At 27.4% G+C, this 6,247-nt stretch carries 6 protein-coding genes; 4 read left to right on the top strand and 2 right to left on the bottom strand.

Going from position 1 to position 6,247, the window contains the following annotated elements; all coding sequences use genetic code 11:
- The 4 genes from AZI32_RS18630 to smpB all read left to right on the top strand — a co-directional run.
- Nucleotides 1–900, top strand: a 900-nt coding sequence (locus tag AZI32_RS18630; RefSeq protein ID WP_061997022.1) for a DUF6385 domain-containing protein, incomplete at its 5' end; no start/stop codon positions are given.
- 80 nt (nt 901–980) lie between these two features.
- On the top strand, nt 981–2,753 hold the full coding sequence (locus AZI32_RS16605) for a TPR domain-containing glycosyltransferase (RefSeq protein WP_061997024.1): 1,773 nt from the start codon (nt 981–983) through the stop codon (nt 2,751–2,753).
- Nucleotides 2,754–2,822: 69 nt separating this feature from the next.
- Entirely contained in the window at nt 2,823–3,206 is a 384-nt protein-coding gene (locus AZI32_RS16610) for a DUF6385 domain-containing protein (RefSeq protein WP_061997026.1), read from the top strand.
- Between the two features lie 142 nt (nt 3,207–3,348).
- The gene (gene smpB, locus AZI32_RS16615; protein WP_061997028.1) at nt 3,349–3,819 is read left to right on the top strand and encodes an SsrA-binding protein SmpB; all 471 of its coding nucleotides are present in this window, start codon (nt 3,349–3,351) and stop codon (nt 3,817–3,819) included.
- A 67-nt stretch (nt 3,820–3,886) separates the two neighbouring features.
- On the opposite strand, the gene AZI32_RS16620 is transcribed toward smpB, so the two are convergent.
- Nucleotides 3,887–5,068 carry an amidase domain-containing protein gene (locus AZI32_RS16620; protein WP_061997030.1) on the bottom strand — a complete coding sequence of 394 codons (1,182 nt, stop codon included), beginning with the start codon at nt 5,066–5,068 and terminating at the stop codon, nt 3,887–3,889.
- Nucleotides 5,069–5,413: 345 nt separating this feature from the next.
- A complete protein-coding gene (locus tag AZI32_RS16625; RefSeq protein WP_082761306.1) occupies nt 5,414–5,857 on the bottom strand; it encodes a MarR family winged helix-turn-helix transcriptional regulator in 444 nt (147 codons plus the stop codon).
- Nucleotides 5,858–6,247: the final 390 nt, after the last annotated feature.

The following is a 6,247-nucleotide window of genomic DNA, read 5'->3' on the forward strand; positions in this document are numbered from 1 at the left end:
GTAAGCGTAACTGGAACAGTACCAGTAACAGGAACAGTAGATGTAGGAAATACAGTAGACGTAAGCGTAACTGGAACAGTGCCAGTAACAGGAACAGTAGATGTAGGAAATACGGTAGAAGTAAGTGTAACTGGAACAGTACCAGTAACAGGAACAGTAGATGTAGGAAATACGGTAGAAGTAAGTGTAACTGGAACAGTACCAGTAACAGGAACAGTAGATGTAGGAAATACGGTAGAAGTAAGTGTAACTGGAACAGTACCAGTAACAGGAACAGTAGATGTAGGAAATACAGTAGACGTAAGCGTAACTGGAACAGTACCAGTAACAGGAACAGTAGATGTAGGAAATACGGTAGAAGTAAGTGTAACTGGAACAGTGCCAGTAACAGGAACAGTAGATGTAGGAAATACAGTAGAAGTAAGTGTAACTGGAACAGTGCCAGTAACAGGAACAGTAGATGTAGGAAATACAGTAGACGTAAGTGTAACTGGAACAGTACCAGTAACAGGAACAGTAGATGTAGGAAATACGGTAGAAGTAAGCGTAACAGGAACAGTAATCTCATCAGGTTCAGTTACAGTTAGCGGATATTATACAACTTATACTGCTAGTAATATAACAGGAACTGGAACAGGTGTTGTATTGACTGAAACTGTAAACAGTCTTACTGAATATGCATATTATATTGAGAATGGTGCTACAAACACTGCTTATATAGGAATTCAATTAGCTCCAACAGTTGGTGGTGTATATGTTACAGATTCGGTAGCAGGAACAGTAACAGTAGGACCATCAGGATCTGCAATAGTTGTACCATCTAAATATGCTAATAATGCTAGATTAAGTTATTCAGGAACAGATTTATCAGTAACTGTTTCCTTTGTTGGAAGAGCATAGTGTTTTAAAGGCATAATTTAAATAATATGTTTGCGTGTAGTTTTTCAGCTACACGCTCCTTAAAGGTGGGGATATGAAAAATGAAAAGAGAAAGAACTGTTAGTGTTTGTATGATAGTGAAAAATGAAGAACGATTTTTAGGAAGATGCCTTGAAAGTGTTAAGGATTTAGTAGATGAAATTATAGTAGTAGATACTGGTTCAAAAGATAAAACTGTAGAAATTGCAGAAAGTTTTGGTGCAAAAGTTTATTATTATCAATGGGATAATAGCTTTGCAAATGCTAGAAATTTCTCATTATCTAAAGCAACAAAAGATTGGATTTTAATACTTGATGGCGATGATGAATTTGAAAAAGAAGATAGAGAAAAATTTATAGATATAGTAAATAATTCAAAATACGATGGTCATTTTTTCAAAACTTTAAGCTTAAACTCAGAAGCAGATTTGAAAAATTATACTTGTAATTTAAATTTAAGACTTATAAAAAATACAGGGGAATATGAATATGTAGGTGCAATACATGAGCAAATAAATAATAAAATAAAGCCTATGGATTATGGAAGATTTCCATCAGAAGAAATTAGAATCTATCATAGAGGATACATTCCAGCAGTTACTCAAGCACAAAATAAAAGAGAGCGTAATATGAATATATTAAGAGAAGAACTTAAAAAAGACCCATTTAACGGATTTGTTAATTTTAATATGGGAAACGAATATTTTGCCTTAGGTGATGTTAAAAGTGCCTTAGAACATTTTGATACTGGTTATAAAGCTATGGATCCAAGACAGGGATATGGAAATAAATTAGCTTTAAGAAGAATATTAGCATTAATTGCATTAAAAAGATATAATATGGCATTAGAAGCTATAGATGAGGGATTAGAATTTTATCCGAATTTTACAGAACTTATATATTATAAAGGCGAAGTTTATGAAAAACAGAAAAAATATACTATGGCAGTAAAAACTTATGAAAAAGCTATTGAACAAGGAGAATCACCTATATATCTAACATTTTTAAATGGTTGTGCCACATTTAGAGCTTACTATAATATTGCAGAAATATATTATAGTTTAGGTGATTATGAAGAAGCTATAATAAATTATAAAAAAGCTATTTTATGTGATAAATCTTTTTGGCCAGAATATACTGGTTTAGCAAAATCATATTTTAAGATATTAGAAGATGAAAAGGAAACAGTTAAAAAATTAAAAATTTATTTTGATTTAGAAAATAAAGGTGAAGTTGTTATTTTATCTATGATATTAATGGAAGCTAAACTTTATAATGGGATTTTAGAAGAATTAAATGATAAGCTTAATGCAGTTGAGACGGATCAAAGTGTATTTGTTTTAGGAAAGTGCTTATTTAATACTAAAGAATATATTAAGGCTTATTATCAATTTAGAAGGCTTCCAAAAGAGTCTCCATACTATGAGCTAGGTATTATATATATCATAATTATAAAAATATTAACTAATAAAGAGGTATATGAAGAAGATTTTGATAAAATAACTAATGATGTGAAAAGAAAATCTATAATGCTTATGAATTCAATAGCTAAAGATGAAAAAATAACAATAGATGATTTACCAGAAGAATATTTAAGTGAAATAATTAATATATTAGACATAATATTATCAACTAATGATTTTCAGTTATTCGAAAAAATGCTTAATAGTTTAAACTATATAAACTCCAATAAGGTATTATTAGAATTAGCTAAGCTATACCATAGATATGGATACAATTCACTTGCAGTACAAGAAATTACAAGATCTTTTAAAGAATTTGAAGTTATAGATGAAGTAACATTAGATATTTTTTATAAAAATTTATTCATATAAATTTTAAATTTAAATAAGGAATTTAATAAGATTAAATTCCTTATTTAATAAAATATTAGGGGTGTTGATATGGATAAAAATAATTTTTTAAAATTAAAAATTCCATGTGGTTTAGCAATAGTTAAAATAGAATCTTTTTTTAAAACAATATTTTATGAAGTATTATTGTTGTTGGAAGGATATGAATGTGTAAGTACTCCAAATATAAAAGTTGCATTTGCACATCAGACAACTATTTTTATAACAAATGAAAGTGATACTTGCCAAGAATTTTTTGTTTATTTTAGTCCTGATGGGGAAAACTATATAATAAATGAACCTGTTATTTCTGTTCATCCAAATGAAACAGAAATTGTTGTTCCAAGGTACTACTCTAAATATATAAGAATTCAAGGAAAAAGTGATGGAGAGATAAAGTTTAGAATTAATATTCAACAACAGATAATTGGTTAGTATAATATAAAATTATAATTAGTTACTTTATTTATTAATTGTATTCATAATTTATTAAATTAGTAGAAATGTAAAATAATCTATGATACCATAAAATAATAAAGAGTCGTAATTTTTATAACAGTTGAGAGTAGGTGTTTATATGGCTAAAAGAGTAGGGACTAAAACCTTAGTAGAAAATAGAAAAGCTAGACATGACTATTTTGTTGAAGAAGGTATGGAAGCTGGAATTGTTCTTGTTGGTACAGAGGTGAAATCTATAAGGGCTGGAAAAGCAAATATAAAAGAAAGCTATGCTGAAATTAGAAACGGAGAAGTTTTTATAGTTGGAATGCATATAAGTCCGTATGAGCAAGGTAATATATTTAATGTTGATCCACTTAGAGAGAAAAAGCTGTTACTGCATAAAGAGCAAATAAGAAGACTTATAGGGTTACTTCAACAAGAAGGTCATACTTTAATTCCATTGGCACTGTATTTAAAAGATGGAAAAGTTAAAGTCAATTTAGGAGTTTGCAAAGGTAAGAAGAGCTATGACAAGAGAGATTCTATGCTTGAAAAGGCTCATAAACGAGAAATTGATAGACAATTAAAAGAAAGATCGAGGTACTAGAAATGGATATGTCACACTTACAATATAAGCATTGTAGGTGACATATCCATTTTTATAAGATAAGTTTTTATTTTATATGAATTAATAAGAAATATATATCTTTATCGCCCCAACCTAGGTCAAAAGGAACATGATATCTATCTACAGTATGTGAATTTATAAGAGGATAGCCTTTACTATCAAAACCTGTAACTATAGCATTATGATCTATATCATTTTTTTTAGAGTATGCAATTACATCTCCAAGTTCTAAAGAATCAATGTATTTTTTGCCAGTAGATTCATTAAATTTTAAACATTCCTCAAAAGAGGCTTTTTTTATTAATGAACCTTTGCCACTATATAAAAGATAATTTTTAAAAGCATCTGCATTAACCCATGCAGGTGAATAATCTTTGTGAGTATGAGTTTTATTAGTAGTATACCAAGTATAATCTTGAGATAAATTACCACCTTCTATGTCGCCTAGACACTGAGATATAAAGTTAGTACAATTTCCACCGGAACCAGTAAAATTAATATATTTTTTATTGTATTTTTCAGGATTATTGCTTAAAGAAGGGACTCCACAGTATCTGTCGGAATATTCTACAGCTTTAAATTTATTATAATTTTTAGAAGAACTATTCGTATTAATACCGTCATTATTTCTTATGTTTTCAAAGTTGAAAACTTTATCTTTAGGATTATCTAATGTTGTACCTTCATAAGAACCGTCATATGATTTTAATGCATCTTCAAAACAATCTAAATACCACTCTTTAGAAATAATATAATTATTATTTGATTTTTTTAAGTTCATTATATGAAACAAATTTACTCCAAATAAGTTTTCAGTTGAATTTATATCATCTTCATAAACATATTTGAAAATCCATTCTTCATCAACTCTAAAATCATATGAGTTATTATTACAATTTAAATTTTTGAAATCACAATTTGATTGTATATCCGTAAATTTTATTCCACGTTCTCCTGCCCAATCTCTAAGATATTTTATTCTACGTATCTCATGGTCTAAGGCGTATTTACCATTACTTGATGATGTATCATAATTATTTTGAATAAAATTTATGTCACCATCTAATATAGAGCTATTTCTGTTTTGAAAGTGGGTTACTATATAGCTTTTAACATCATCATTAGAATCTAAAACTGAAGCAGCAGAACAAGTACTATTTGAAAATATGTATATTAAAAATACTATAAAAATTACATATGAAAATTTATTTTTAAATTTGAAATTCATAAATAAAAATCTCCTTCTATATAAGGCATAATGAAATAAATAATAAGCCAGTATTCTTACTTATTTTCTATAAATACTTCATCGATAAAAATTCAGACATAGCCCCACTATGAATAGATCACATCTCCTTGTCTTGTGATAAATATGCTTCGAATCTTTGATTTGTTATTTCTTTTCATATGCCTAAGTTATTATGATAAATAAAAATTATATGTGGTTTCATTATAGTATTTGGAAAAATTAAAGAATTTATTATTATTTGTAAAATTTAATAGACTAAATAAAAAAGAGATTAATTTTATCCCCAATTAATCTCTTTTTTATTTAAAATATGTACTAAAAGCATTATCTATTTAAGTTAGGAAGAGTTTTAAGAAAAAACTCGTTGAAATTATTAACTTCGTGTGTTGAAAGATTTGCTGTTATTTTTTCTTCCCATTGTTCGAATATAGTAACTAAATATTCCATCATATTAATAGAGTTTTTTGTAGGATATACTTTAAAGGCTCTGTTATCGTATTCATTGATAAGTTTGTCTACATATCCTAATGTTAAAAGCTTTTTAATAGTTTTTGTTGTAAGTGCTTTATCTACTTTTAAATGAGTGCTTATTTCATTTAAATTACATCCGGGATTATAATATATAAATAAAAGATAATTATATAACCCTGGCGTTAGTTTAAAAGGTTTCAATTTTTCTTCACAGTATTTTTGAAAATCTTTATAAAAAATAGATATATTAATACTTAATGTTTTTTCAGGCCATTTCGCTCCAGTTTGTGTAAACATAGTAATTCTCCTTTTACAGCAATATTTACGTTGGATTAATTAATATAACAAGTGAAATTTAGTTATGCATATTCAATTAAATAATAAATAAAGTTATTTGTTTTTACTTTATTTCATATGCTTTAAATTTGAATAGTGGTAATAAAAATATAAAGTTTTATAAGTGCAATATGTATGGTGTAAAATATTTTTCACATTATACATACAAAATTTTATGGTATCCCTATTATAGGGAAACAAACTCCAATTTAAATCTATTCAATAACTTTAAACTATTTTCATACAAGATTCAGTGTTGAATTCTAAGTGATTCGGAGCATGCCTCACTATTTTAGGTATCCAAGTTTTAAAATGAGTAATTTTAAAGGTCAACTTGAAACCCTATAATTC

This window comes from Clostridium sp. ATCC 25772 (genome assembly GCF_001573875.1).
In the GTDB taxonomy this organism is placed as follows: Bacteria; Bacillota; Clostridia; order Clostridiales; family Clostridiaceae; genus Clostridium_J; species Clostridium_J senegalense.